A 24,328-nucleotide genomic window follows, 5' to 3' on the forward strand; every position below is an offset into this window, starting at 1 on the left:
GGGCGGATGCTGGCCGTAGGCTGGGTGGGTGAGTTCCAGTGAAATCCCTGTCACGCCCGCGGGCCGCGACGACGACGCCTTCGACGCCGCGGATACCGGCGCCGAAGACAACGGCGTTCCCGTGCTGCGTGACCCTGTCATGGTCGCCGCCTTCGAAGGATGGAACGACGCCGGCGACGCCGCGAGCGGGGCCGTCGAACACCTGGAGTTGACCTGGGACGCCCAGCCGCTGGCCGAGCTGGATTCCGAGGAATACTACGACTACCAGGTCAATCGCCCCACCGTCCGGCAGGTAGACGGCGTCACCCGGGAGATCGTGTGGCCGGCCACCCGCCTGTCCGTGTGCTCTCCACCCGGCAGTGAGCGTGACGTCGTCCTTCTTCGCGGTATCGAACCCAACATGCGCTGGCGCAGCTTCTGCGAGGACCTCCTCGAGCTGATCGACCAACTCGAGATCAGCACCGTCGTCATCCTGGGTGCACTCCTCGCGGATACGCCGCACACCCGGCCGGTCCCTGTCACCGGCAGCGCGTACAGCAGTGAGGCCGCCGAGCGGTTCAAGCTCGAGCAGACGCGGTACGAGGGGCCTACCGGCATCACCGGGGTGCTGCAGGACGCCTGCGTCCGGGCCGGTGTGCCCGCGGTGTCGTTCTGGGCGGCCGTGCCCCATTACGTGTCGCAGCCACCGAACCCGAAGGCCACCATCGCTTTGCTCCAACGCGTCGAGGATGTTCTCGACATCGAGGTTCCGCTCGGTGAGCTGCCGAGCCAAGCCGACGACTGGCAGGAAGCCGTCACGGAGATGACCGCCGACGACGAAGAGATCGGCGACTACGTCCGCTCGCTCGAGGAACGCGGCGACGCCGAGACCGACATTTCCGAGGCGATCTCGAAGATCGACGGTGACGCATTGGCGGCCGAGTTCGAGCGGTACCTCCGCCGGCGTGGGCCCGGCAGCTTCGGGCTGTGACGGAGCGCTCCCCCGAGTCGCTTCGTTCTGCACTGCAACGCCTCGCCCTCTACGGTGGTGGCTTCCTCGGACCCTTCGGCGGCGGCGTCGTCGTCTCGATCCTCCCCGAGATCGGCGACGACCTGGGCGTGGGCGCCGCAGCCGCCGCCAGTTCCCTGACGGCGTACCTGCTGCCCTTCGCGCTCGTGATGCTCGTGTCGGGAACACTGGGGGCACGCTGGGGTCGCACTCGCACCGTGCGGGCCGCCTACGCCGTCTACCTGGTGTCGTCGCTCGCGTGCTTCCTCGCCCCCACGCTGCCGTTGTTTCTCGGCGCGCGGGTGTTGCAGGGATGCTCCAACTCGTTCACCACGCCCCTGCTGCTGGCTGCGCTCGCTGCCTCCACGCCGAAGAAGCGTCTCGGACGTGCACTCGGGATCTTCGGCGCGTTCCAAGCTGCAGGTCAGTCGAGTGCTCCGCTCGTCGGCGGACTGGCCGCCGAGATCGACTGGCGGCTGTCGTTCCTCGTCATCGCCCTCGTCGCCGCGGCCTTCGGCCTCATCGGAATACCGGACGCTGCGCGCGACGAGCCGGGGGCCGCGCGTCCACGCCTGCGCGACGCGCTGACACTGCCGGTACTGCGAATGGGTGTTGTGGCACTACTCGGCTGGGGCGCCTTGGGGGGACTCAGCTTTCTGGTGGCGTTCCGTGCCGAGGACGTCTTCGGCCTGAGCCCGACCCAGCGGGGCCTCCTGCTCACCGGCTTCGGAGTGGCCGGAATCCTCACTGCGCGCCTCGTCGGCGGAGTGATCGACAGGATCGGCGCACGGACGGCCGTCGTGATCGGTGCCATTGCCGGTGCCGTGCTCATCACCGCCGCGGGCACCGTCTCACTCCTCGCCGTCGTGGCCGTGGCCTGGTTCGCGGCCGGAGCTGCGGGCCAGTTCATCCTGGTCGGCGTCAACGCTGCAGTTCTCGGGTCTTCCGGACCGAATCGGGGTGGGGCGGTATCGGTGGTTCAGGCATTGAGGTTCACGGGCAATGCGCTGGCACCCATTACTCTCACTCCCGTCTATGCGATCTCCCCGGCAGCGGGGTTTCTACTTCCGGCCGTGCTGCTCGCGGTGGCGGCTCCCCTGCTCATGCCGGGCGACAACTCTTCCGTCTGACGCAACTTCCGCGAACCCTGTGAGATGTTCCTGATTCCCATTTAACTTCCGCGCAGCCGTTACGACACGGCGGGGGCGGAGCCTCGTCCTATGGTCAACACACCGAGTTCGAGCAAGCTGCTGGTCGTCGGAAACGGTATGGCCGGCGCGCGCACCGTCGAGGAGATCATCAACCGCGGCGGCCGCGAGCGATTCGAGATCACCATGATCGGCGACGAGCCTTACGGCAACTACAACCGCATCATGCTTTCGCACGTCTTGTCCGGCGAGGCGGCGGTCGACGACGAGGACCTGATCCTCAACCCGATGGGTTGGTACACCGCGAACGGCGTCACCCTCCACGCCGGCGATCGGGCGGTTGCCCTCGACCGCTTCGCGAAGACCGTCACGTGTGAGAGTGGCCGCGTCGTCGACTACGACGTGTTGATCATCGCCACCGGAAGCAACACGTTCTTCCCCAACATGGACGGTCTCCGGGAAACCGACGGACGGCTCGCCCGCGGTGTGTTCGGATTCCGAAACATCGCCGACACCAACGGCATGCTGCAGATGGCGCAGGCCCACGACGACGTGTCCGCCGTCGTCATCGGTGGCGGACTCCTCGGACTCGAGGCTGCCTACGGGCTCCGCACCCAGGGCCTCGAGGTCAACGTGGTGCACTCCCCCGGCCACCTCATGAATCAGCAACTCGACGAGCGCGGCGGCAGCATGCTCCGCTCCGAGATCGAGAAACTCGGTGTCGGGGTCCATACCTCGATGCGGACCACCGCGGTTCTGCGCGACGATGCGGGACGCGTCACGGGTGTCTCGTTCGTCGACGGCAGCACTTTGGACGCCGACATGGTCGTGGTCACCGCCGGTATTCGGCCCAACGTCGAAATGGCGCGGGCTGCCGGGCTGGTGGTCGAGCGGGGCATCGTGGTCGATGACCAGATGCGGTGTGAGGACGAGGGTTCGGTGTATGCCGTCGGCGAGTGCGCACAGCACCGCGGCGAAACATACGGTCTCGTCGCCCCGGTGTGGGAGCAGTCCGTCATTCTCGCTGAGGTCCTCACCGGTACCAATCCCGAAGCCGCATATGTCGGTTCGCGCACAACCACCCAACTGAAGGTGGCGGGCGTCGACGTGGCGGCAATGGGTGTCAAAGGTCCGGAAACCGCCGACGACGAATTCGTCCAGTACTACGAACCCCGCAGCGGCACCTACAAGAGCCTCGTCGTCCGCGACGGAAAGTTGATCGGCGCCACCCTCATGGGCGACATCAGCAAGGCCGGCTACCTCACTCAGGCATTCGACGGGAAGGTCCCGCTACCCGAAGAACGCATCAGTATGCTCTTCGACCTCGGCACACCCAGCGTCGCGGCCAGTGCCGCGGATCTGCCCGACGACCTGCAGGTGTGTAACTGCAACGGAGTCAGCAAGGGCGATCTGGTCGCGTGTGTGCATTCCGGGGCCACAACACTGTCCGCAGTGTGCGCGCAGACGCGGGCAGGTAAGGGCTGCGGGTCCTGCAAGGGACTCGTCGCCGACATCGTGGCGGCCGCAGCGGGTGGTGAACTGGAGGTCGACCCGGCCGCCGACTGGTATGTGCCCTGCATCCCGATGTCCAAGCCCGACTTGATCGCTACGATCCGCGAACGCGACCTGCGGGCCGTGTCGCAGGTGTTCGCAGAACTCGCGACCGACGGCAAGGAGGACGCGGCGGCGAAGATGCCGTTGGCTTCGCTGTTGCGGACCGTCTGGGGTCCGGACTGGGTGGACGAACGCGGCGCCTTGTTCATCAACGACCGGGTGCACGCGAACATTCAGCGTGACGGCACCTTCTCGGTGGTGCCACAGATGAAAGGCGGTGTCACCACCCCGGATCAGCTCCGCAAGATCGCTGATGTAGCCGACAAATACGGCGTGCCACTCGTGAAAGTGACGGGCGGACAGCGTATCGACCTGCTGGGCATCAAGAAGGAAGACCTCCCCAAGGTGTGGGGTGATCTGGACATGCCCTCCGGTTTCGCCTACGGGAAGAGCATGCGCACGGTGAAAACCTGTGTCGGTACCGACTTCTGCCGGTACGGCCTGGGCGATTCGACGAGTCTCGGCATTGCGATCGAAGAACGCTTCCAAGGCCTGGAAACGCCGGCAAAACTGAAACTGGCTGTGGCCGGCTGCCCGCGCAACTGCTCCGAGGCGTTGTGCAAAGACTTCGGTGTCGTCGCCGTGGGCGACGGCCGCTGGGAAATTTATGTCGGTGGCGCAGCGGGCGCCCACGTGCGCAAGGGTGATCTCTTGGCAACCGTCGAATCACCCGAAGCCGTAGTGGAACTGGGCGGACGGTTCATCCAGTACTACCGCGAGAACGCGAAATGGCTCGAGCGCACCTACGACTTCGTGCCGAGAGTCGGACTCGAGCACCTTCAGGCTGTATTGGTCCGAGACGAGGAGGGCATCGTGGCAGGGTTGGATCAGCGCATGCAGACGGCAGTCGACGGCTACCGAGATCCATGGAAGGAACGCAGCGCACCGAAATCACCGGCACAGTTCGCGCCGTCGCTTCCTCTCCTCCCGCTCCCCCAGGTGCCGGTTCGATGACCGCGACCATCGAGGGTGCATCGGAGATTGCACTCGGCCCGGTCCACGAACTCACGCCCGGCGAGGGCCGCACGTACGTCGTGCAGGGCCGGCAGGTCGCCGTATTCCTGCTGTCGGACGGCACCGTTCGCGCCATGGACGCCGTGTGCCCTCACAAGGGCGGCCCCCTCGCCGACGGGCAGATCGACGACGCGGTTGTGATGTGCCCGCTGCATCAGTACGCATTCTCCTTCGACACCGGAGCCTGCACGTCGGAGGGCGTCGAGTCGGTACGTACCTACTCCGCCTCGGTGCGGGACGGGATTCTCACCCTGAGTGTCTAGGCACCTGCTCGCGAGAACACCGCCACCAGAAACTGTGACTCGTCGGTGAACGGGCGCAAATCCCACGTCGAAAGTCGCAGATCCACGGCGAGACCAGCAGTCGCGGCGTCGGTCAGGAATTGTGAGAAGTCATACCCGCGATCGGCACCGAATCCCACAACCACCCGGCCTGCGGGGCCGAGATGGCGAGCGAACCCCGCCAACACCGTTTCCCTCGTGGACGGCGCGAGGAACGTCATGACGTTCCCGGCACAGACGATGACATCGAAGTCCGCTTTCACCCCGCGGCCCGGCAAATCCAACTCGGCGAGATCACCGACCAGCCAGGTCGGGCCGGGATAGTCCTCCTCGGCAGCCGCAATCAGCACCGGATCGACATCGACACCGACCACGACGTGCCCGGCCTCGTGCAGATAGCCACCCAGGCGACCCGGCCCGCACCCGGCATCGAGAACCCGGCCGCCACGGCCGAGCATCGCGTCGACCAGCCGCGCCTCCCCGAAGATGTCTTTTCCCTCGGCCGCCATCGTCCGGAACCGCTCCACGTACCACGTGGAATGCGCCGGGTCGGCGGCTGCGAGTTCCTCCCATTGGCTGGGGGTACGTTCACTCATCGTCGATCTCTCCTCGCTTCGGCCCGCATTCCGCTCACCGTGCCACCCGAACTCGTCGTGTGAAGCCGAGGCTATCCCAGGTGACCAAATGCCGAATTGCGCGGCCTTCCAGCCCGACACGTACGGCTCGGCCCGGCCGATGCCTCGGCGGTTGCGAGAGTGGTTCGAGTGGGAGGTGAGGTGTTGGGGTGACCCGGCCAGTCGGTAGGGGGCTGACAGCGTTGCTGGACTTTTCGGCAAATTTTAGGATTCCGTCCTGGACAGATTTAGCTTCACCCGTGCGCCTTAGTAGCTGGGACGACCAGAAAGGCGCACAGACGCTCCCCACCAGCAGGTACCGAAAGGCCGGCCGGTAAAGCGTGCTCCCCCGCGGACGAATTCACCGCGCCAAGCCCCCTTCCCGATGAAGCTCGACGCTCCCCTCGGGAAGCCCGGTCCTCGAGATCCCGCATATATCGGCGACTCCCCCGTGGCTGTCGGATGGTCGTCGACGTGGCGTGGTGAGGTTCTTGCGAAACTGACCACTCAGCTGCGTCGGAAACGCGGGCCCCATTCGGACTTTCTGGGCGTTCCGTCTGTGACAGATGTTACTGTTGTGGCGTGCCGGGTCAGGAGAACACTGAATTCGCGGGTCGCGAGCAAAAAGTGCCATTTCCCAAGCCGGAGCGCGACATCGACCTCTACCGCCGGTCGATCGCGACGCTCCAGGCAGCGCTCCCCCACGGCTGGACGTTGACGTCCGGTAAGTCCCGCTCGCTCCCCGACGCTCCGGAACGCCTCCTCGTGGGTGCGCCGAACGGCGAGGTAGCCTCCTTCTCGGTCATCCCCGCTCGCGGTGTGCTGGCGGGGGACGCGGCCAGATTCGCAGACAGCCTTTCCGATTCTGATCGCGGATTCGTTTGTGCGCGTTATCTTTCCGAACCGGTTCGGCGTCAACTCGATGCGCGTGGCCTCTCCTACGCCGACGCCACGGGCAATACCTCGCTGTCTGCCGACCGGCCGGCAATCTGGGTACGTGATCGTGGTGCCGATGCCGACCCCTGGCGCGGTCCCGGCCGGCCCGCGGCCCAGTTGACCGGCGACCCGGCCGCCCGCGTGGTGCGGGCGCTCGCCGACCACTCCGGTCAACTCACCGTCCCTCAACTCGTCCGGCTCTCCGGGGCCTCGACGGGAGCCACCTATCGAGTCGTCGAAACGCTCGAAGAACGCGATCTACTGGAGCGACTCCCCCGCGGACCCGTGACGAGGGTGCGGTGGCAGCACATGTTGCGTGCCTGGAGCAGCGACGCCAGTTTCAAGGACTCCCCCACTGTCGGTTACTTCGCCCCCGAAGGCGTCGCCTCCCTCCTCGCCGGTCTCGCAAAGCACGCAGATCAGCTGTATGCAGTTACGGGTTCGGTCGCTGCGGCAGCGTTCGTTGACTACGCACCGGCGCACCAGGTGCAGATCTATGCCGATCACGGCGAGGCGCTCGCCAAGGCCCTCCACTTGCGCCCCGTCGACGAAGGCGCCAACGTCCTCATCGCCACTCCCCGGTCAGCGGCCGTGTTCGAGCGCACGCTGTTCCGCGAGAACGTTCGCCTGGTGGCCCCGACGCAGGCCTTCGCCGACCTACTTGCCGGAACCGGGCGTCATCCCCAAGAGGCTGAGCATCTCCTCAGCTGGCTCGCCGACCACGAGAGCGAATGGCGAACCCCGCTCGCCCCACACACTCCTTCGTGACTGCGATCGCCCAAATATCGAGGAAAGCGGTCGATACGAGCGACACGCCGCCGCCACGCCGCGCGTGATGGCGGGCACAGGCCCCTCCGAGTAGCAGGATGTACATCTTGTGGCCGCGACGAGCGCGTCGGAACGGCCAGGCGGAATTCACAATCCGTTCGCACACGAATAGGGGTACTTGCATGTCCATGGGAGTCGGGCTCAGGATCGGCAGTGTCGTGTCCACAGCGGTGGTCGCGTCGAACGACCCGGGGTCACCGGATCCTGTCGTGATCGTCAGGGACACCGTCCTGCACATGTGCCCGGACGGCACCGCGATCCTCGGTGGTTCGGCACCACAGACCCTCGGTCGGACGCACACCGTGTCAGGATTTCTTCCTCGGGTCGGTGATCCTGCCGGCGTCGCACTGGGTGACGGCACCCGATACCGGGCCGAAGACCTGGTCGCGGGCGCCATGCGCTGCCTGCTCCGGGAGTGTGAACCACTGCCCGACCACGGTGGGCGAACCGGCGGCGCTCCCGACATCATGGCGTCGTACCCCACTCGCTGGGACTCGACTGCAGTTGCCGCCCTCCGCGACGCCCTGGACTACGCCGACATGTCGTACCTGTCCTTGGTATCGGACGCCGAAGCCGCGGCCGCCTGGTTCGAATCCGAAATTGCCGAACGTCCCGGACAATTGGTCGGTATTTATCATGTCGACGACACGGGCGCGACGGTTGCGTTGATCCGTTCAGGAGTCGAGGCGGGAAAGGCCTTCCGCTTCGCGTCGGGGGGAACGCCCTCCGCCCAGATCGCCACCGCGCTGGGTGCGTTCGGATGGCTTCCGAGCAACCTCGACGCGGTCGTGGTCACCGGTGACGGGCTCATCGCGCGGGATGCAGCAGCGATTCGAGGCTTCGCGACCTCGGTGAGCGAGAAGTTCGACGTGCGGTGTGTGGTCGGCCCCGGCCCTGAACAGACCGCCGCCCTCGGCGCCGCTATTCGCGCGGCGGGCTTCAATCCGACGACGCACCGGGTCACCCCGATCGGCCTCCCGCCCTCCTACGACGTCACCGAGGTGATCGACGCCGTTGTCGGCGAGCCTCTGCCCGCAGCGGCCGAGACGCCGAGAGGATCCGCGGCGCGCACCACACAACCCGCATCTGCCGCGGCAGTAGGTGCCTCCTCTGCGCGTGCCACGGGGGCAACGGCGGTCGCGACACCGCCGGAACCGCGCGCCGTCGCGCAGGACGCGCCCATTGCCGACTCCGACACCCGCAGTTCCTGGCTGGTCGCAGCGGTAGTCGGCTTAGCGCTCGTGCTGGTCGCCATCGTCTTCGTCCTGTTCGTCCTGTGACATCCGACCGGCTCTCCGCCTAGAGGCCATACGGACTGGGTGTGTTCGGTCAGGACTTGCGCTGGGTGGCGGCGACGGCTGTTGTCGCCTACCCGCGCGGGATCGCTAGTTCTCGAAATTCGGTGTTTCCGTCCCGGCCCGATTCATCGTCGAAAGATGAAGGCGCAGGTCGGCACGGCGTTCGGCCGCGGGGTACACGACCGCATAACCTGTTCCGGTGAGCGAATCAGGCAACTCCCGTGAGTGGTCCCGCCCCGAGGGGCCACTCCCCGATCTCCTCGTACGCGACGATCGGTTGAAGCTGTTCTCCTTCGCCACCGCCGAGAAACGCGTCGAGTATCTGTGGGTGCTCCGGGCATTCGACCATGCCCGCGCCAATTACGTCGTGCTCCTGCATGCCGCAGAAGTGGCCACCATCCTCGGCCGCATCGCCGCCGACGACGTGTCCGGGCAGCTCTCCGCTGCCGAGGTCACTCCCCTGCTCGAGCAACTCCACGTATGGGAGGTTCTCGAGCGCAGCTACGACGGAACGCGGGCCGCCAGCCTCGCCGAGTACCGAAATCGGCACTTCGTCTACCAGTTCAGCCAGGCCGGTTACCAAGTGTTCCGGGCCGTCGAGGACGTCCTCGCCGCCCGCCTCGACGACGCCTCACTTTCCCGGCTCGCTCTGCCCGAACTGCTGGCGGACATGAAGGAACTCGCTGCCGCCAACAAGGCCGCCGACAACGACGTGATCTTCCGGAAGCTCAGTCGCCTCGACGCCACGCTGTCCGACATGGCCACCCGTGCCGCTCACTTCTATCTCACACTCGGCGATCTGGTGCGCACCACCGAAATCACGCCCGAAACATTCCTGTCCCACAAAGATGCGCTCCTCACCCACATGCGCGAGTTCAGTTCCGACTTGTCCCGCTACGCACCGAAACTGGCCGAAGCGATCAGAGAGGTCGAGGACACCGGGATCGACGACCTCCTCCGGAGGGCCGCGATGAGCGACGAGCGAGTATTTTTGCCGCTCGCCGAGCGGGAAGCCGATTGGCGAGCACGATGGAACGGCCTCACGCACTGGTTTCTGCCACCGGAGTCCGGGCCGAGTGAGTCGGAACGACTCCGCGAAGGGACCATGAGCGCTATCGCCGCCGTGTTGTCGCTCCTCCGCAGGGTTACCGAGACGCGGCGGGGAGGCGTCAGCCGGGAAAGCCAGCTGCGGCACCTCGCCGGTTGGTTCGCTGCCACTCCCTCCGAGGAAGCGGCGCACGCACTGTTCCGCGCCGTGTTCGACCTCGGCCGCCCCCGCCATCTGTCCATGGTGCACCCGGACGCCGACATCATTCCCGACTCGCGGTCGTGGTGGGAGGCACCGCCCGTCGAGATCTCCCGCACGCTCGCCGAGACGGGACGTGCGCCATCCCCCGGCGCCCCCGCCCGTGTCCAGAGGAACGACGCCGGCATCAGACGGTTACGAGAAGAGCAGCTGGCCGGTCAGCGGGCCCGAGCCTCGGCGGCGAAATCGCTCGCGTCGGGAGGAGTGCACGAACGGGTGCTCGACAACGCCGAAACCGATGTTCTTCTCAGCCTGCTCGACGCTGCGTTGACGGCTCGTGTCCCCGTGAGCGGGAAAGTCGGCGGCGCGTCCGGATCCGGTAACGGGGTGAAACTCACGCTGACTCCCCATTCGGAATCGACGGTGGTACACACGGCCCGCGGCCGGCTCCACCTCGACGGACTGCGGGTGACGGTCCAGTGAGGGCACGGGAGATACCGCCGCTCGCGCTCGACTCCTACCAGCGGGCGGCCCGCATCATTCTGTCCAATCATCTGGTGACACAGACCTACCCGGATCGGATCGCGCTTCCGCTGCTCCGCCGGTGGGCCACCGAGTTACGCGATGACCTGCTCGATCTGTTCGGATATCGACTCGAGGTCACCGAAACCACCGCGCGGTTGTTCACCATTGCCGATCGACTCGACGCCGGGGCCCCGGCCAAGACCGCGACGGATCGAACGTTCGACCGGTACCGCTACGCGTACCTTGCACTGGCACTGGCCGCGCTGGGGCGGGCTGGCAATCAGATCACCCTTTCCGAACTTGCAGACCACGTGGCCGCCTCCGCGGCGCAGGTCGAGGGCATCGAACTCGCCACCGAGCGGGCCGCCGACCGGGACGCCTTCGTCGACGCAGTCGGCTGGCTCGCGACCCGGGGCGCGATAGCGCTGGCCGACGGTGACGCGGGTAGCTGGGCAGCCAATCCCGATGCGGGTGAGGCGCTGTACGACATCGACCGCTCGGTGGTCATCGCCTTGTTCCGGCCGTCCCGCGCTCTCCAGCATCTCCGGTCGGTCCGTGAACTTCTTTCCGGGCGCGGCGGCGACTCCGATCCCGCGGCGTTCGACCGCGCCGTCGACACCAAGGAAGTAGCTCGGCGTGTCCGACGCGCCCTCATCGAGCGTCCCGTCGTCTACGCGGCCGAACTCGACGAGGACGAACAATTGCAGCTCGCCCTCCCTCGAACGGCAGCCGATGTCGAACTTCTCACCGGACTGGTCGCCGAAAGGCGGCGTGAGGGCGTCGCCATGATCGACTCGTCGGGACGTCTGTCCGACATTCGGTTTCCGGGCACCGGCACCGTCGCGCAGGTCGCGTTGTTGTTGGCGGGCGAGCTCGCGGATCACCTGCTCGATCCCGACGGGGCCGAACCAGTGCAGCTGCCGGTGCCCGACCGACAGGCGACAGCTCTGATCGAGCAGCTGGACGGTGCCGTTCCCCTGTCCGGAATTTTCGACAGCCTGGCCACAGATGCCCCCGACAACGCGGCGACGCTGCCGGCCGCCGAACCGGTTGCGTATCCGTTCGTCGAGGACAGCCGGATTCGACTGACCATGGCGTCACTGGTCGATCGATTCGGCAAGACGTTCGCTGCCGGGTGGCAGGCAGATCCCGAGGGTTTGGGACGTGCCGCAGTCGCACTGCTCGACCGCCTCAGCCTGGTCGCCGCCGTTCCCGGCGGGATTCTCGTACTACCGGCGCTGGCGCGGTATCGCGGAGTCGTGGTCAACATTCGCGACCGCACCCCAGAGATCGATCTGTTCCCCCATTCCTCGAACGACAGCAAGGACACCTTCGCATGACCAGCGCGCGCTTCCGGCCCACCCGTGCCGGAATCATCAACCTCTGGGACTACCGCGACCAGGAGTTCTCCTTCGCCGACGGACGATTGGTGTTGCGGGGACCCAACGGGTCGGGCAAGACCAAGGCGCTCGAAGTCCTGTTCCCGTTCGTTCTCGACGGCCGCATCGAACCGCGGCGCCTCAATCCATTTGCGGGTGAGGAGCGGACGATGAAGTCGAACCTTCTCTACCGTGGCCAGGACAGCGCGTATTCGTATGTGTGGATGGAGTTCTGTCGAGGGCCGAAGGATGATCCCGAGGCCGTGACGGTCGGTATCGGCATGCGCGCGACGAGGTCCAACGACAAGGTCACCCGGTGGTATTTCGTCGCCGACGGTCGCGTCGGCGTCGATTTCTCCCTGCTCGGCGCAGACGATCGCCCGTTGACGAAGAAGCAGTTGGGCGAGCAGGTCGGAACCGATTGTCTGACCGATCGGCCGGTCGACTATCGCGCTGCGATCGATGCACGCATGTTCGGCCTCGGCGCCGAGCGATACGACCAGTTGATCAATCTGATCCTCACCCTCCGGCGTCCACAGCTTGCCAAGAACCTCGATCCGAAGGGATTATCCCAGGCCTTGACCGACGGTCTGCGACCCCTCGACGAGCAACTGGTCCTCGAGGCTGCACGCTCGTTCAGCGACATGGAAGAAGTCGGACGTGCCCTCGAAGGCCTCGCCGCGGCGGACGGGGCAACCCAGCGGTTCATCGGCGTGTACACCAAGTACCTGCGCCAGCAGGCGCGTTCGGACGTCGACCAGCTGGCCGGGCGACTCGACGCAGTCGAGAACGGGATTACCGCACTACGGGAGACTGCGGCCGAACAGACCCGCAGCCGGGAAGCACGCGAAGCGGCCGAGCAGGGCTTCATCGACGCCGAGCGGGCACTGGATCAGGCGACCGAAAACCTCGACGCCCTCAAGCGCTCCACCGCCTATGAGGGACGCACACAACTCGACGATCTCGCCCAAGCCGTGGCCACTCTCGAGAAGGCCACCGAGCAACAGGTCGACAAGGCGGCCAAAGCGCGGGCCACGCTGTCGCAGCGCACCGAGGAAGCCGAACGGGCCGACGCCGCTGTCGCGAAACTGGTGGAGGCGCTCGCGCGCGCCGAGGACGAACTGCACGTCGCTGCAGAGGACGCCGGCACCACGTGGACCCCACTGCCCGCCGGTGCCCGCTCCGACCAGCTGACTGCTGCGCTGCACGGGCACGCCGAGGAGCGGGACGGCGACGTGCGGGCCGTGCGGGCTGCGTTGAGCACGGTCGAGAAAGCCGCCACCGAACGAACCCGCGCCGACGCCGCAGCGCGTCGCAGTCGCGAGCAACTCGAGCAGGCCAGGGCCGCGGTCCTCGAAGCCGAAGCGGCTGTCGAGGTCGCACGCAGCGAAACCGCTGTCGCCCTGCGGTCCTGGTGGGTCGAACATGCGCCGCTCTACACCTCCCTCGGAGTGCCCGCATCGCTGTTCGACGCACTCGACGCCGCGCTGCACCGAGTCGGTGACGACGACGCACCCACCTTGGCCGAAGTGCTCACCGCCCATACCGCCGGCGCCGTCGAGTCGCTCCAATTCCGTCGTCGGCGCGCCGAATCGGACATTGCGACACTGACCGAGCGAATCAGCGACCTGCGGGCCACCCGTGCGCAGGTTGCCGCCGAGCACGACGACGCCCCGGCGCCCTTCGCGGCCCGAACAGGGTCGCGGAAGGATTTGCCCGGCGCACCACTGTGGCGTCTGGTCCGCTTCCGCGACAACGTGGTGGCCGCAGCGGCGACCGGCGTCGAGTCCGCGTTACAGGCCGCCAACCTCCTCGACGGGTGGATCTTCGGCGGCGACGGACCGATGCCGGACACCGAGTCCGAGCAATTTCTGCTGCCACTACCGACGGGCGATCGCCCGGACGGTCCCACCCTGGCCGACGTCCTCGAGGTCGAGCCCGACACCGGCGTCCCCGCCGATCGCGTGCAGGCCGTCCTCGAGTCCATCGCCTGGGTGCCCGACAGCGCCTCGGTGTCCGGCACAATGGTCGCCGTCGATGGCGTAGGCGGGTATAGGCAAGGCGTACAACAGGGTTCGCATGCCAAGAGCGACGCGGAGTATATCGGCGCGACGGCACGTGCGCGCAGACGTGCGGCCCGCATCGCCGAACTCGATCGGACCATCGCCGAGTCCGAGGCGCTGCTGACCGACGCCCACACCGCAGAGGCGGAGGCCGTCGCGCTGTCCGCGCAGGTCACCACGACCAGCCGGTCACTGCCCCGCACCGCATCGATTCTCCGCGCACTCAAATCGGTGACCGAGAATGCGGGGATGCTGCGCTCACGCACCGAGGCGTCTGCGGCGGCGGATCGTGATCTCGATCAGGCCATCGCCGACCTGTCGGCCAAAGAGAAGCAGCTGCGCACGGCGGCCGTCACCCACCGAACTCCACACGTGGCACGCGAGATCGACTCACTGGCCGCAGCCATCCGGCATTTCGAGAAGCAGGGCGAGCTGGTGTTGCGCTGTCGGCGTGAGCATCTCAAGGAACTCGAGCACACCCGGGAAACGCACGAGCGGCTCGCGGAAGCACGTGGCAACGCGGAGGAGTTCGCCGAGGAGGCGGCCATCGCCGAAGAGAGTCTCGCAACACAGGTCCAACGGCTGGACACCCTTCGCGAGAGCCTCGGCGCCAGCGCCGAACACATCGATGCTCAACTCGAGGAAGCGCATGCCCGGATCGAGGCGTGCAAGCAGCGGCAGCGGGAGGCCCGCAAAGCGGACAAGGATGCGGGAGAGGCGATCGGCAAAGCGGAGGGCGCCTACGCGACGGCAGTCGCCACCCTGCGCATCGCGCTTACCGAAACCCACAACGATGCGGCGCGCCTGGCCCCGTACGCACGACGCGACCTCCTCGAACTACTCGGCGTCGACACCGAGCACGTGTGGCCGGCGAGTCCTGCGGCCTGGATGAACGCGGATCAGCTCGTCTACCGAATTCAGAACGCGGACAACGCGGACAGCGCGGCACAGGTCTTGCCCGCCGAGGTGCTCGCCCTGTACAGCGCGCTGGACTCGGCCACCGACGCGGTGCGAGTCAGCGAGGCGGCACGCAAGTCCACCCGCACCGCGCTCACCACAGCCCTGCAGGACTTCGACGCCGGCCTCGCATCCGCGGGTCAGGACTACCGCGTGCAGTGGGATGCACCGGACGGGCTCACCGTGGTACAGGTCCAAGACGATCAGGGTTACTCGTCGGTGGGTGCGTTCGCGTCCCGCATCGCCGCTGCCCGGGCCGATCAGGAACTCCTCCTCACCGACTCGGAACGACGCATACTCGAGGACGCCCTCCTCACCGGACTCGCTCAGCAGATCCACGAACGCACCGTCGACGCCCGCGACCTGATCGCGCGAATGGGGTCGGAGATGCGGGAGCGGCGGATGTCTTCCGGTAACACGATCGGCGTGCACTGGGTTCTCGCCGACAACCTCGACGACAACGCCCGCGCCATCTCGAAGCTGCTCGATCGCGACGCGTCCGCGCTGAGTCCGGACGATCTCGCCGCCATGCGTGCACATTTCGCGGCCCAGATTCGCACCGCCCGGGCCGCGCACCCCGAACGCTCGTACCCCGAGATCCTCGCCTCCGCACTCGACTACCGCAGGTGGCGGGTGTTCTCCTTCACCCTCGTCGGCGGAGGCGGCAGCGAAGACCGCCTCACCGTCGCCCGCCACAGTGCACTCTCCGGCGGTGAACAGTCGGTGTCGCTCCACCTGCCACTGTTCGCGGCCGCCCACGTGATGCTCGACTCCGCTGATCCACACGCACCGCGACTTCTCGCCCTGGACGAGGCCTTCGCCGGCGTCGACGACAACGGTCGGGGTGAACTCCTCGGTTTGAGCGTCCAATTCGACCTCGACCTGTTCATGACCGGGTACGACCTCTGGATCACCTACGCCGGGGTCCCGGGGTGTGCGCACTACGACCTCGCGCACTCGACGGCGGAACACAGCGTCAGCGCCGCACTGCTGGTATGGGCAGACGGCGAACTGCTCGCCGAACACGACGGCACCGATCTGGCGCGGGCACTCGGATCGCCTCTGCGTCGACGAGTGCCTTCCCCCGTCGAGGGCGGGCTCGAATTCGCCGAGGTGTGAGGTGTGACTACCAGCAGCACTCCCCACCGTGAGTACTTCTTAACCTCGGTTGGTTAAGAAGTACTCAGTGATACTGGAGCAGTCCGGTCGGCACGAGATCTGACTCGCAAGTACTCCGACGTCCACCGCGGACTGTCTTTCCCGTGATGTGTCGGCCTCGTACCGCCCGGACCAGCCAGTGCCTGATACGTGCCGGCCGGGCGGGTGTGACCTGATAGCGCCTCTGTGTGTCAAGCAGCCGTAGGTGGTGCGTGTTGTTGGTCCCTGCGCATTCGGCGATAGAGGACGTTCGCGAGGCGGCGTTTGAGTGCGCGCCGGGCTTCGGCTCGTGTCTTGCCTTCGTCGAGTTTGCGCTGGTAATAGACGCGGCCGGGCCCTGGGTCGCGGGCTTGGCAGACGGCGATGGTGTGCAGCACGGAATTGAGTTGACGATTACCACCGGTATTGAGCCGGTGGCGTGTGTTCTCGCCGCTCGACGCTGCGAGAGGAGCGGTGCCGGTGTAGCCGGCGAAGTGATCGGCCGAGGGGAATCGGGTGATGTTCCCGATGTGGCCGAGAAGTTTGGCGGCAAGGACGGTGTTGATTCCGTGGACTTCCTGCAGAGTCGTCGTCGTGGCGGCGACCGCGTCGCGCATCTGAGCTTCGTTGGCTTTGATGTTCGAATCGATGCGCCGGAGGTCGGCAAGCACGTCCTTGGCCAAGTCCCGGCGGCAGGCGTCGGTGGCGGTGGTCGGTTTGATCCGTCGCATCGCAGCGCCGGCCTTGTCCGCCGATAGCCCGATCGGAACGCCGCCTGGAATCAGTTCCCGTAGCAGCTGGTGCAACCGGTTGAGCACACGCGTCTTCTCACGTGTGAGGTCATCGCGGCGCTCGGACAGCAGCCGCAAGATCGTGCTCTGGTCCTCGCGGTGAACTTGATGTAAGCCGTGGTGGTACAAGGCGGTCAGCGCGACGGCCCGGGCATCGTCGGGGTCGGTTTTGCGTCCGCCGCCGGTGCTCAGGACCCGGACTTTCATTGCGAGGGTGGAAGGAACGTCAACGACGTCCTCACCACGCGCGACCAGAATCTGCGCTATGCCCCGGCCGAGTCCCTTTGCTCCCTCGATCGCGTATTGCCGTTCTGGCCATCGCTGGCACCATTTCACCAACGCGGTGGCGGTGCCGGCATTGACCACGAACCGACGGGACCCGACGGTGACGCCGCTGCGGTCGACGGCAACTGCGGTGAATGACGACTTGTGCGGGTCGATTCCGATGATGACCACCTGGCAGTACTCCTTCGGTAGGCGAAGTCGAACGTGCCTGCGGAGGGCATCCTGACTTGAAGATCTCGTTCACGCCTCTGTCGAGCCACACCGCAGGGCGGGTGTCGACCGGCATGGCACGCTATCAGTGAGCCAACCTCCGAAGATGGTGGCAAGAAGCCTGCGAGCCTGCGCCGATCGACACCCTGGACGCTACGAGACTGCAGATCCCGATCACATCCACCGGTGATTCAACAAGTCAGGAGCCTGACGCGACCAAGTCCCATCACTGTGTTGTCCACCCGGCCTCGACCGGCACGTGGCCACCGCGATGAAAGGGATGACCTGTGTCCAGCATGACCGATGTTTCCACCGCTGTCAGCCTCGAGATCTTCGTCGGAGTCGACACCCACAAAGACACCCACCACGCCGCGATCATCGATCACCTCGGCCGCCCGGTCGCGGATCACCAGTTCGACACCACCCCGGCCGGATACCGGAAACTGTTGGCCTTCATCACCGATGCCGGAGTCATCGCCTCGGTCGGGATCGAGGGCACCGGCACCTACGGGGCCGGCCTGACCCGGATGCTCACCGAGGCCGGGTTGCCGGTGGTCGAGGTCGACAAACCCGACCGCCGCGCCCGCCGCGCCCGCGGCAAGTCCGATCCGGTCGACGCCTACGCCGCCGCCACCGCAGCCCTGTCCGGGCGAGCGAACACGATCCCGAAGACCCGTGACGGCGACAGCGAGGCCCTGCGTTTCCTCTCCCGTACCCGCGCATTGGCGGTCAAGGCCCGCGCCGAGGCGTTGACCGCCCTGCACTCGATGATCGTCGCCGCACCCGAACCACTACGCGGACAACTCCGGCGCCTGACCCGCACCGACCTGATCGGCACCTGCGCCGGCCTGCGTCCCGACCCGGTCGCCGCCGGCGGCATCCTCGCCGCAACCAAGACCGCACTCCGCTCGACCGCCCGCCGCATCACCGCGTTGAGCGAGGAGATTCGAACCCTCGACGCCGACCTCGCAGTGCTGACCCGCCGCGCGGCACCCGCACTGCTCGCCGCGCCCGGCATCGGGATCGTCACCGCCGCCGAACTGCTGATCTGCGTCGGCGACAACCCCGACCGGCTCCGCTCGGAAGCCGCCTTCGCCACCAGCTGCGGTGTCGCACCCCTGCAAGCCTCCTCCGGCAAGATCTGCCGGCACCGGCTCAACCGTGGCGGAAACCGGCAGGCGAACCGGGCCCTGCACACCATCGTGATCAGCCGCCTCAAAAACGACACCCGCACCCGCGACTACATGGCCCGGCGCATCGAGGAAGGCAAAACCAAACGCGAGATCATCCGCTGCCTCAAACGCTACGTCGCCCGCGAAATCTACCGAGTCCTACACCCCACCCAGGTTGACTCCTCATAGGAGCATCACGGGTGGAGTCGGACGCCGAGCAGTGCGTCGACCGCTGCAGCGAACTGGCGCGGGGCATCGGTGTCGGAACCGCCGTGATCGAGCGCGCGGCGGGCCCAGCCGTCGAGTGCGTCGAGCGCCTTGGGGGTGTCGAGGTCATCGGCGAGATGCTGACGCAGCCGGGCGATGGTGTCCGCGGCCGACTGCGCCGACTCGAGGGCGGCGGCGTCCTTCCACAGCTTCAGCCGGGTGTGCGCGTCGGCGAGCACCTGCTCGGTCCACGGACGGTCCTGCCGGTAGTGCCCCGACAGCAGTCCGAGCCGGATGGCGGCGGGGTCGACGCCTTCGCCCCGCAGCTTCGACACGAACACGAGGTTGCCACGGCTCTTCGACATCTTCTCGCCGTCGAGACCGATCATTCCGGTGTGCACGTAGTGGCGTGCGAAGCGACGGTCGCCGGTCACGGATTCGGCATGTGCAGCCGAGTACTCGTGGTGCGGGAAGATCAGGTCACTGCCTCCGCCCTGCACGTCGAAGCCCGAGCCGATGCGATTGAGGGCGATTGCCGAACACTCGATGTGCCAGCCGGGACGACCCTGCCCGAACGGCGCCGGCCACGACGGTTCGCCGGGACGGGCGGCACGCCACACCAGGGCGTCGAGGGGGTCTTCCTTGCCAGGGCGGTCGGGGTCTCCCCCGCGCTCGGCGAAGAATTTCTCCATTGTCTCGCGGTCGTATCCGGACTCGTACCCGAACTGCTCGGTGGCACCGGTGCGGAAGTACACATCGGGGAACTCGGCGTCGTCGACGATGTACGCGGCACCGGAGGCGAGGAATTTCTCGACGAGTTCTACCACTTCGTTGACGGATTCGACCGCGCCGATGTAGTCGCGGGGCGGGATGACCCGTAGGGCCTCCATGTCCTCGCGGAAGAGCGCCGTCTCCCGCATGCCGAGGACGACCCAGTCTTCGCCGTCACGGGCGGCGCGCTCGAACAGCGGGTCGTCGACATCGGTGACGTTCTGGACGTAATGCACCTCGTGGCCGGCGTCACGCCACAGTCGGTTGACCAGATCGAATGTCAGGTAGGTGGCGGCGTGGCCGAGGTGGGTGGCGTCGTAGGGAGTGATACCGCACACGTACATGGTCGCCGTGCGCCCCGGGGTGACCGGTCGAACCTGCCGGTCAGCGGTATCGAACAACCGCAGAGGGGGACCCTGGCCAGGGACGGACGGGACAGCGGTATCGGACCAAGACTGCATGTTTGCGAGCCTAGTGGACCGGCGTCACCGCCCTCGAGGGAGCCGCCGCCCGTCGCCGGGCAACACGGATTCCTGGGTCGTGCACGCACGTCTCAGAATGCGGGCCACGGGATCGGCCGGTGCCCGTTGGGACGGGGCATCACGGGGGCGTCGAGCAGGTCGACCGCCCTCTCGTACAGGGCCGCGACCTCGGCGGAGGTGATGTGCTCCGCGAGCCGCGCACCGAAGTCGCCCTCGAGCGCGGGGATCAATTCGGCGATGTCGACCACCAGGGCACCCGGCACCTGCGTCCCCGCCCACCCCCACAGCACGGTCCGTAATTTGTTCTCCCTGTGCAGGCAGATGCCGTGGTCGACTCCGTACACGGAACCGTCGAGTCCTTCGAGCGCATGCCCACCCTTGCGGTCAGCGTTGTTGATGAGTACGTCGAGGACAGCCATGCGCTGCAGCCGGGGGTCGTCGGCGTGGATAAGGGCCACCGGCTCGCCATCCATGTCGCTGGCGCGAAGAATCTCGAACCACCCGTCCGGCACTGCGCCGGGCGCGCAGATGTCGACCAGATCGAGTCCGGGCCGATCGTCTCCGTGGCGGTCGGCCGTGTCCACCCATTGCTGAACCATTCCTCGCCCGAATGGACCGTCGCGAAGGAGAGTGCGCGGAATCACACCCCATCCGAGCTGTTCGGATACCAGATATGACGCGTACTCCCTGCCGGCGAGGGTTCCGTCGGGGAAGTCCCACAGCGGACGCTCCCCGCGAATCGGTTTGTACACGCACCGGACCGCAGTCTCACCGATCACCGCATCACAGACCAAGGTCGCGTTACTGGCGTGGGTGATCTGGCCGATGAGGGTCAGTTCGCCGAACTCCAGAGGGTCCGACTCCTCGGCGGGCAACTGTCAGTCCTCCTCGTCCGTTTCCGGGGTGAGACCGAAGCTGTGGCCGCGGCGGTATCCGTTGGTGCGGATACAGATGTGCCCCTCCGGCGCGAGCGGCTCCCCGCACAGCGGGCACGGCGCCCGGCCGGCGGCGATGACCCGTTCGGAACGCAGCGAGAAGTCCCTGGCCTGCAACGGGGTGAGGAAGACCCGTACGGCATCGGGGCCGTCCTCGGAGTCGTCGAGAACGACCGACTCGTCGAACTCGGTCTCGGTGACGGCCAGCAGCTCCACGACGACGGCTCCGGCGTCCGCGTCCCAGCCCAGGCCCATGGTCCCGACCCGGAATTCGGCGTCGATGGGCGTGACGAGCGGGCTCGCGTCATCGAGTTCGGCGCCCTGCGGCGGTACTTCCGTACCGAACCGGCGGTGTACTTCCTCGAGCAGGAGTCCCATCCGATCCGCGAGTACCTGAACCTGCTGCTTCTCCAACAACACGCTGACGACACGTGTCTCGTGAACCGCCTGGAGATAGAACGTCCTGTCGCCGGGCTCACCCACCGTTCCCGCAATGAACCGGTCAGGAGTGCGGAATACGTGAATTGCGCGTGACATTGCACCTCCTTCAGCTGGAGCCGGGCCCTTCTGCGGCGCTGCCCACTCGTTGATCCGTCTGAGACTCTTCCTAGCAGCGTGCCCCGTTCATTATCCGTCAATCGTTACAGGCGAACCTCCCCGCCGGGGACCGACCCCGAAACTTCGGCGGCGGCACCGTCCCCCGACGCCGGTGGAGTGTTGACCGCCGACAGGTCGTGGCCGGTGTCGTTCATCTTGAGCACGTACGGCCGGGTGGAGGTGTAGCGGACGACGCTGATCGACGCGGGTTCGGCGACGATCCGCTGGAAGCCGTCGAGATGGGAGCCGAGCGCATCCGCGAGCACCGCCTTGATCACGTCACCGTGCGAGCATGCCACCCACACCACGTCCCGGCCGTGCCGTTCCGCGAGCCGGGCATCGTGCTCACGAATGGCTGCGACCGCCCGGGCCTGCACCTGGGCGAGGCCCTCGCCGCCCGGAAACACCGCGGCGGACGCATGTTGCTGGACGACCTTCCACAGCGGCTCCTCGAGTAGGGCCTTCAGTTCACGGCCGGTCCAGTCGCCGTAGTCGACCTCGACGAGCCGGTGTTCGACCACCGGGGTGAGCCCCCGCGCCCGCGCGAGTGGCTGCACCGTCTGCTCACACCGCAACAACGGTGAGTGCACGATTTCCTCGATCACGACGTCCGCGAGCCGGGCGACAACCGCCTCTGCCTGTTCCCGGCCGTGGTCGTCGAGTTCGACTCCCGGCGACCGGCCGGCGAGCGTGCGTGCAGTGTTGGAGGTCGACCGCCCATGGCGCAGCAGGACAACAGTCATTGGCCCAGCCTAGTGTCGCGCACCCGCCGGCCGCCCGATCTCAGGTTGCCGACACGACACCGGTTGCCAGGAGTGACAGCACCACGACGCCGAGGATGATCCGGTAGCCGACGAACCAGTACATCGAGTGGTCGACGACGAAGCGGAGCAGCCATGCGATTGAGGCGTACCCGATGGCGAAGGCGATCAGCGTCGCGACGAGCAACTGGGCGCCGCTCGCGTTGAGGCCCTCCCCTGCGGGCTCGAAGGCGTCGGGGAGGCTGAACAGACCCGACGCGACCACGGCCGGAATGGCGAGCAGGAACGAATAGCGCGCCGCGGCTTCTCGGGTCAGTCCGAGGAACAGGCCCGCGCTGATCGTGCCGCCGGACCGCGAGACGCCGGGGATCAACGCGAGTGCCTGGGCCGAACCCATGATGATGCCGTCCTTGGCGCGAAGGTCCTCGACCGGACGGACCTTGCGTCCGTAGTACTCCGCCGCTGCGATGACGAGCGCGAAGACGATCAACATGGTGGCGATCAGCCAGAGATTACGTGCGCCGGTGCGGATCTGATCCTTGAAGAGGAAGCCGAGAATTCCGACCGGAAGGGTCCCGATGATCACGTACCAGCCCATCCGGTAATCGAGGTCACCTCGATGCTCGGGATGCAGCAATCCGCGAAACCACGCGACGACGATCCGGCCGATGTCTCGGGCGAAGTAGATGAGAACGGCCGCCTCGGTGCCGAGCTGGGTGACGGCGGTGAAGGAGGCGCCTGCGTCGTCACCGAAGAAGACCTCGGACACGATCCGCAGATGGCCGGACGAGGAGATGGGCAGAAACTCCGTCAACCCCTGGACGACTCCGAGGACGATCGCCTGGAGCCACGACATCGCCTCCCCCATCACTCACCCGTCCCGAGGTGGAGCACACCGGCCCGCGAGGCCTCGAATCTGCTGTCAGGACGCCAATTTCCCATGTCGCGTTCGTCATTCACCGGCGCCACGGTACCGGGAGGCCTCGGTCGCAGCAGAATCCGGCGTGGCAGGACGGCTAGTTCCGCGCGACACCACTACTCTGCTCCTGTGGTGGCCCGTCCCGGGTGGCAGTCGCCGTCCGGGGAAACAGCACGAGACGCAGGCGGTTATGGAACAGAGATCGGTCGGAGCAAGTGGTCTGCGGGTGTCACGCCTCGGCCTGGGCACACTCACCTGGGGACGCGACACCGACGGCGACGAAGCCGCCGCGCAGATCGCGGCCTTCGTCGATGCCGGCGGCACGCTCGTCGACACCTCGCCCGCCTACGGTGACGGTGCAGCGCAGCGCATTCTGGCGGAACTGCTCGACGACGTGGTGCCCCGAACCGAACTCGTCCTGAGTTCGAGTGCCGGCATCAACCCGCACGGCCCCTTGCGGGTCGACTGCTCGCGCCGAGGGCTGCTCGCTCAACTCGATGCCACCCTCCGCGAACTCGGAACCGACTACCTCGACATGTGGCAGGTCGCCACCTGGGATCCGTTCACCCCGGTCGACGAGGTGGCCGCGACACTGGATTTCGCGGTCTCGAGTGGCCGAGTCCGGTATGTCGGCGCCCGCGGCTACCTCGGGTGGCAGCTGGCTACCGCTGCGGGAGCCTCTCGCGGTACCACCCTCGTCGCCACGCAGGTGGAGTACTCCCTGCTCGCGCGCGGGGTCGAAGAGGAACTCCTCCCCGCCGCCGCACATCACGGGATCGGGGTGTTCGCGGCGGTGCCCCTTGCGGGCGGCGTCCTGACCGGTAAATACCGGAACGGGATTCCCGTCGACTCGCGCGGGGCCGACGACGCGCACTCCCAGGACGTGCAGAATTACCTCACCGACTCCTCGGTCGGTGTCGTCGATGCCGTTGTCACCGCCGCGGACGGGCTCGGGACCTCACCGCTGGCGGTCGCGCTCGCGTGGGCACGGGACCGTCCCGGTGTCGCGAGCGCGGTGGTTGGCGCCCGGGACATCGCCCAGCTGACCGGTGTCCTCGTCGCCGAGGAACTCGAATTGCCGCCCGCCATCTCCGCGGCCCTCGACGACGTCAGCGCCTGAGGGCCCGCGGGGCGCCCTCCGTGCGAATGCCGCGGAAAAGGAGGGCAGGC

At 67.0% G+C, this 24,328-nt stretch carries 18 protein-coding genes; 11 read left to right on the forward strand and 7 right to left on the reverse strand.

What is annotated here, in order from left to right; translation table 11 throughout:
- Positions 1-28 precede the first annotated feature (28 nt).
- From HYG77_RS01970 to HYG77_RS01985, 4 genes are all read left to right on the forward strand, one after another.
- Entirely contained in the window at positions 29-970 is a 942-nt protein-coding gene (locus tag HYG77_RS01970; protein WP_208961723.1) for a PAC2 family protein, read from the forward strand.
- A complete protein-coding gene (locus HYG77_RS01975) occupies positions 967-2,118 on the forward strand; it encodes an MFS transporter (RefSeq protein ID WP_208961724.1) in 1,152 nt (383 codons plus the stop codon). The genes HYG77_RS01970 and HYG77_RS01975 overlap by 4 nt, the downstream gene beginning before the upstream one ends.
- A 90-nt stretch (positions 2,119-2,208) precedes the next feature.
- On the forward strand, positions 2,209-4,704 hold the full coding sequence (gene nirB / locus HYG77_RS01980; protein WP_208961725.1) for a nitrite reductase large subunit NirB: 2,496 nt from the start codon (positions 2,209-2,211) through the stop codon (positions 4,702-4,704).
- Complete coding sequence (locus HYG77_RS01985) at positions 4,701-5,027, forward strand: Rieske 2Fe-2S domain-containing protein (protein ID WP_208961726.1); 327 nt, start codon at positions 4,701-4,703, stop codon at positions 5,025-5,027. The genes nirB and HYG77_RS01985 overlap by 4 nt, the downstream gene beginning before the upstream one ends.
- On the opposite strand, the gene HYG77_RS01990 is transcribed toward HYG77_RS01985, so the two are convergent.
- On the reverse strand, positions 5,024-5,641 hold the full coding sequence (locus HYG77_RS01990; RefSeq protein WP_208961727.1) for a class I SAM-dependent methyltransferase: 618 nt from the start codon (positions 5,639-5,641) through the stop codon (positions 5,024-5,026). The genes HYG77_RS01985 and HYG77_RS01990 overlap by 4 nt on opposite strands.
- A gap of 600 nt (positions 5,642-6,241) precedes the next feature.
- Between HYG77_RS01990 and HYG77_RS01995 the strand changes: the two genes are divergently transcribed.
- The 5 genes from HYG77_RS01995 to HYG77_RS02015 all read left to right on the forward strand — a co-directional run bounded on the left by HYG77_RS01995 (position 6,242) and on the right by HYG77_RS02015 (position 16,010).
- Complete coding sequence (locus HYG77_RS01995) at positions 6,242-7,363, forward strand: helix-turn-helix domain-containing protein (protein ID WP_208961728.1); 1,122 nt, start codon at positions 6,242-6,244, stop codon at positions 7,361-7,363.
- 182 nt (positions 7,364-7,545) lie between these two features.
- Positions 7,546-8,703, forward strand: a complete 1,158-nt coding sequence (locus HYG77_RS02000) for a hypothetical protein (RefSeq protein ID WP_208961729.1) — start codon at positions 7,546-7,548, stop codon at positions 8,701-8,703.
- 295 nt (positions 8,704-8,998) lie between these two features.
- Positions 8,999-10,450 (forward strand): TIGR02677 family protein, encoded by a 1,452-nt coding sequence (locus HYG77_RS02005; RefSeq protein ID WP_208963252.1) that lies wholly within the window; start codon positions 8,999-9,001, stop codon positions 10,448-10,450.
- Complete coding sequence (locus HYG77_RS02010) at positions 10,447-11,832, forward strand: TIGR02678 family protein (protein ID WP_208961730.1); 1,386 nt, start codon at positions 10,447-10,449, stop codon at positions 11,830-11,832. The genes HYG77_RS02005 and HYG77_RS02010 overlap by 4 nt, the downstream gene beginning before the upstream one ends.
- On the forward strand, positions 11,829-16,010 hold the full coding sequence (locus HYG77_RS02015) for a TIGR02680 family protein (protein ID WP_208961731.1): 4,182 nt from the start codon (positions 11,829-11,831) through the stop codon (positions 16,008-16,010). Before HYG77_RS02010 ends, HYG77_RS02015 begins: the two co-directional genes overlap by 4 nt.
- Before the next feature lie 230 nt (positions 16,011-16,240).
- Here the strand turns inward: HYG77_RS02015 and HYG77_RS02020 are convergent, their stop codons facing one another.
- Positions 16,241-17,275 carry an IS110 family transposase gene (locus HYG77_RS02020; protein WP_208960050.1) on the reverse strand — a complete coding sequence of 345 codons (1,035 nt, stop codon included), beginning with the start codon at positions 17,273-17,275 and terminating at the stop codon, positions 16,241-16,243.
- Positions 17,276-17,610: 335 nt separating this feature from the next.
- Between HYG77_RS02020 and HYG77_RS02025 the strand changes: the two genes are divergently transcribed.
- Entirely contained in the window at positions 17,611-18,675 is a 1,065-nt protein-coding gene (locus HYG77_RS02025; RefSeq protein ID WP_208961732.1) for an IS110 family transposase, read from the forward strand.
- A 5-nt stretch (positions 18,676-18,680) separates the two neighbouring features.
- Here HYG77_RS02025 and mshC read toward each other — a convergent pair whose 3' ends face one another.
- The 5 genes from mshC to HYG77_RS02050 all read right to left on the reverse strand — a co-directional run bounded on the left by mshC (position 18,681) and on the right by HYG77_RS02050 (position 23,107).
- Positions 18,681-19,925, reverse strand: a complete 1,245-nt coding sequence (mshC, locus tag HYG77_RS02030) for a cysteine--1-D-myo-inosityl 2-amino-2-deoxy-alpha-D-glucopyranoside ligase (protein ID WP_208961733.1) — start codon at positions 19,923-19,925, stop codon at positions 18,681-18,683.
- A 92-nt stretch (positions 19,926-20,017) separates the two neighbouring features.
- Positions 20,018-20,821: an SCO1664 family protein gene (locus HYG77_RS02035; RefSeq protein WP_109329529.1), complete on the reverse strand. Its 804-nt coding sequence runs from the start codon at positions 20,819-20,821 to the stop codon at positions 20,018-20,020.
- Positions 20,822-20,824: 3 nt separating this feature from the next.
- The gene (locus HYG77_RS02040; RefSeq protein WP_159921987.1) at positions 20,825-21,418 is read right to left on the reverse strand and encodes a DUF3090 domain-containing protein; all 594 of its coding nucleotides are present in this window, start codon (positions 21,416-21,418) and stop codon (positions 20,825-20,827) included.
- A 104-nt stretch (positions 21,419-21,522) separates the two neighbouring features.
- Positions 21,523-22,221 carry a histidine phosphatase family protein gene (locus HYG77_RS02045; RefSeq protein ID WP_159921985.1) on the reverse strand — a complete coding sequence of 233 codons (699 nt, stop codon included), beginning with the start codon at positions 22,219-22,221 and terminating at the stop codon, positions 21,523-21,525.
- Positions 22,222-22,261: 40 nt separating this feature from the next.
- Entirely contained in the window at positions 22,262-23,107 is an 846-nt protein-coding gene (locus HYG77_RS02050; protein ID WP_109329523.1) for an undecaprenyl-diphosphate phosphatase, read from the reverse strand.
- A gap of 241 nt (positions 23,108-23,348) precedes the next feature.
- On the opposite strand from HYG77_RS02050, the gene HYG77_RS02055 reads away from it, so the two are divergent.
- Positions 23,349-24,278 carry an aldo/keto reductase gene (locus tag HYG77_RS02055; protein WP_109329521.1) on the forward strand — a complete coding sequence of 310 codons (930 nt, stop codon included), beginning with the start codon at positions 23,349-23,351 and terminating at the stop codon, positions 24,276-24,278.
- Positions 24,279-24,328: the final 50 nt, after the last annotated feature.

The organism is Rhodococcus sp. ZPP (genome assembly GCF_017656075.1).
GTDB classification, from domain to species: domain Bacteria; phylum Actinomycetota; class Actinomycetes; order Mycobacteriales; family Mycobacteriaceae; genus Rhodococcus_F; species Rhodococcus_F oxybenzonivorans.